General features: G+C 36.3%; 3 protein-coding genes. All 3 read right to left on the reverse strand.

The features are described from left to right. Nucleotides 1-184: 184 nt before the first annotated feature. Nucleotides 185-1,681, reverse strand: coding sequence for a bifunctional phosphoribosylaminoimidazolecarboxamide formyltransferase/IMP cyclohydrolase (purH, locus tag AB1397_04090; protein MEW6482162.1), 1,497 nt, complete (start codon nt 1,679-1,681; stop codon nt 185-187). A gap of 45 nt (nt 1,682-1,726) precedes the next feature. Continuing rightward, nucleotides 1,727-3,388: a hypothetical protein gene (locus AB1397_04095; GenBank protein MEW6482163.1), complete on the reverse strand. Its 1,662-nt coding sequence runs from the start codon at nt 3,386-3,388 to the stop codon at nt 1,727-1,729. A gap of 57 nt (nt 3,389-3,445) precedes the next feature. Beyond that, on the reverse strand, nt 3,446-3,745 hold a 300-nt coding region (locus AB1397_04100), incomplete at its 5' end, for an ABC transporter ATP-binding protein (protein MEW6482164.1).

Below are 3,745 nucleotides of genomic sequence, written 5' to 3' on the forward strand. Positions count from 1 at the left end.
CCATCCCAATGTAGAGGCATACCTTAAAAAAGAATATCCCCACATAAAGCTTTACAGGTCTTATGAGCTTTCCAGAAGGGCAAGAGAAAAGAAAAACCACGAATTGCCAGATTAACAAGTGCGAGATGAAAAAGTTTTTAAGATTAAAAGGGTGTTAAGTGTTTAGCTAAAGCTAAACTTTTTCTTAATGCCTAAAGTGTCTTATATGTGCAAAGACCATGCCAATTCCAAATGAATCCGCTTTTTCTATTACATCTTTATCCCTTATTGAGCCACCTGGTTGGATTATGGCAGAGATTCCCGCTTTTCCTGCTAGTTCTATTGAATCTGAAAATGGAAAGAAGGCATCTGAGGCAAGATAAGAACCCTTTGCTTTATCTCCTGCCCTCTCAATGGCTATTTTTACCGCATCAACCCTGTTTGTCTGTCCTCCACATATCCCAAGTGTTTTTTTGTTTTTTGCAATAACAATGGCATTTGATTTTACATACTTACAAACCTTATAAGCAAAAATAAGGTCTTTTAATTCCTCATTGCTTGGCCTTTTTTTTGTGGGAAAAGAAAGGTTTTTATAAAGCTCTCTATCTTCTTCCTGAACAAGAATTCCCCCTAAAGCCCCTCGAAACCTGTGGTTTGAAGGCTTAAGGCTATTGTCTGACTTTACTAGCCTTATTTTTTTATCCTTAAACCATTCAACTATATTTCCCTCAAAATCTGGAGCAATTATTCCCTCATAGAATGTCTTTGAAATAGCTTCGGCTGTTTTTAGAGAAAAGGGTCTATTTATCGCAATAATTCCGCCAAATGCCGAGATAGGATCTGCTTCATATGCAAGCCTATATGCAGAATAGACATCTTCAAAACAGGCAACACCACAGGGTGTGTTATGCTTAATGATTACACAAGCTGGCTCTTCAAATTCAAAAGCAAGGCTTAAGGCTGAATCTAGGTCAAGAATGTTGTTATAAGATAAGCTATCTCCACTTATTTGGGTAAATAAAGGCTTATCTTGGACATAAAATGATGCCATCTGGTGTGGATTTTCGCCATATTTTAAAGGAATTGCCTTTTTTAAGGAGATATTTAAAATATCGGGAAATTTCTCCTTTAAAAACCAATTAGAAATTACACTATCATAATGGGCTATGTAGGAAAATGCCTCTTTGGCAAGATGATATGAAAATTCGCTTGGAATTCCAGAATTATTTTTTAAAACCCTTATAACCTCGTCATATTGCCTTTTATCAATTATCGTTGCTACATATTTATAATTTTTAGCCCCTGCCCTTATTAAAGAAACACCACCAATATCAATCTCCTCAATTGCTTGGTTTTCACTTATTTCGCCCTTTATTTTTTCTTCAAATGGGTATAGGTTGCAGACCACCATATCAATGGGTTTTATCCCTTGCTTTTCAAGCTCTGACAAATGGCTTTCCTCCCTTTTTGCTAATATTGCTCCAAAGATTACCGGATGCAATGTCTTTACCCTACCCCCTAATATCTCTGGATGCCCTGTTACCTCATCAATAGAGGATACAGGGATTCCAGATTCCTTAAGGGCTTTTGCTGTGCCAACTGAGGCAATAATCTCAATCCCTAATTCTTTAAGGGCTTTTGCAAAATCAATAATTCCCTCTTTATCAGATACGCTTACCAAACACCTTTTTACTTTTATCATTTTGTATATTATACGACATTTTCTTAAAAAAGTTTAGAAAAATTTTTATACCTCTACCTTTTCCAGCCTTTTTATCCCAAGGATTAAGGGAACAAAAAAGACAAGAAGGGAAAATAAAAGGAAAAACCATATTTCTTCCCAAAGCCTTTTTATAATCATAAGCAAAGAAAGCCTATTTAGAGCATAGGAGGATGCTGGAATGGCTATGATAAGAATAGAAGATAGGCAGTAAAATAGGCTTATAATGGCATTTATTGTCCCACCCAAGCCAGAGACAATGGAGGCAGGATTTTCCTTTTTAAAATCGGGATAGATAGCACCCAGGCAAACAGACAATGAAACAAGAACAATACTCATAATCCCTATCATTATAAGGGAGAGAAAGGAGATATAAGGTTCTGTCTTAAGGATTTTATTTAAGAAAACCATCAATATCTCTGTAATTACAAGAAATATAAAGGTATTTAAAATAAGCTTTTCAATAACAAGGGCTTTTTTTGTAAGGGGCGATGTCATTAAGACCCAAAACCTCTTTCCCTCAAGGCTTATTAAGGGAAAGACAAACCTTGTGGTAAGGGTAGAGGTAATCAGGGATAAGGCGGCAATGTTTAAGAAAAGAATAAGAAATTTCCAATAAAGGAGATCAATTTGATAGGGTGTTCTTGGAAGGTTAAGGATATAGATAAACATTATCCCGAAGAAGATCAAGAATTGGGCAATCTGCATAGGGTCTCTTAAAAATATGGTAATGTCTTTGGCAGATAATGCCTTTATTCTTTTGGGAAGAAAGAAAAAAGCCCCTCTTATAAGCCTAAAAAGGTTCATTTTTTTCGAATGGCTACCAGAGCTTTCTATCCTTTCCATCCCTTTAAGATAAAAAAGCAAAGCAAGGCTATTGGTTAGTGTAAAAAGGAACAATGCATTGGTCAAGAGGACAAAAAAATAGAAAATAGCTTCTCGGCTTTTTTCTTCTACTAATTTTAGCCCTTTTACAAACCAGGAAGAGGGAAGAAAGGGATGGGTTGAGAATGCCATTCCCTCAATAAGCCTTCCCAAGAATTCAAATGGTTTATCCGGGGTTTCCTTGAATATCCCAAATTTTAGGCAGAATAAGAAAAGGGGAATGGATAAAAGAAAAAGGCCAAGTGTTAAAATATAGCCCCTTTTTATGGGAAAAAATAAAGAGAGAATAAGGAGAAGCCCTGTGCCAATACTTGATGAGATTAGGGTAAGCAGAGGAATTGCAAGGATAGCAAATGGGTATATCAAAAATGGAGAGCTCATCGCCATTCCATATCCAAAAACAATAGGGATAGAGAAGATAATGGGCGCCCAAGAGGAAAGGATGGTTGCCTCTTGAAATTTTATATTAAAGATGGAAGATATGGGAATGGGAAGGCTTCTTAACAACAAGACCTCCTTTGAGATATATAATGTAGATAGACCTGCTACAAGGCTTGAAAAGATAATGAGGGAGAATATTGTAAGAAAGAATAGAAACAAACCCCTCTCTATAAGAAGCTCTCCGAAGGGAAAGGCCTTAATAAAAATACACCCTTTGTAGATAAGAAAGAATATAGAAAGAAGGAGGAGAGAAGAAAGAATGCCTACAAAGAGAATTTTTAACAAAGAATGCTCCTTGGGAATGCTTTTTATCTTATTCTTAAGGATTATGGCTTTAAGATGAAACATTATAGTATCCCGCATAAATGGTGATAAAATGGTATATGTTTAGCTTATTTTTCCCATCTTGTTCTTGTCTACCTAAACACATACGCAAGAAACAATATGGTTTTCTGAGAGAGAAACTAATGGTGGTTCCTCTATTTCACAAACCCCCTTTTTCTCCGGGCACCTTGGATGAAATAGGCAACCTTTTTTTGGTCGTTCTTCGCTCTGCAAGATATTGATAAACCTCCTTTCCCTTGGATGGCTTGAAGGGATTGAAGAAATAAGGGATTTTGTGTAGGGATGCTTGGGATTTCCAAAAATTTCATCCACAAGCCCTTTCTCAACAATCTTTCCCAAATAGATAACCGCAACATAGTCTGCAATATACTCAAT

It is taken from the genome of bacterium (genome assembly GCA_040756715.1).
Lineage (GTDB): Bacteria > UBA9089 > UBA9088 > UBA9088 > UBA9088 > JBFLYE01.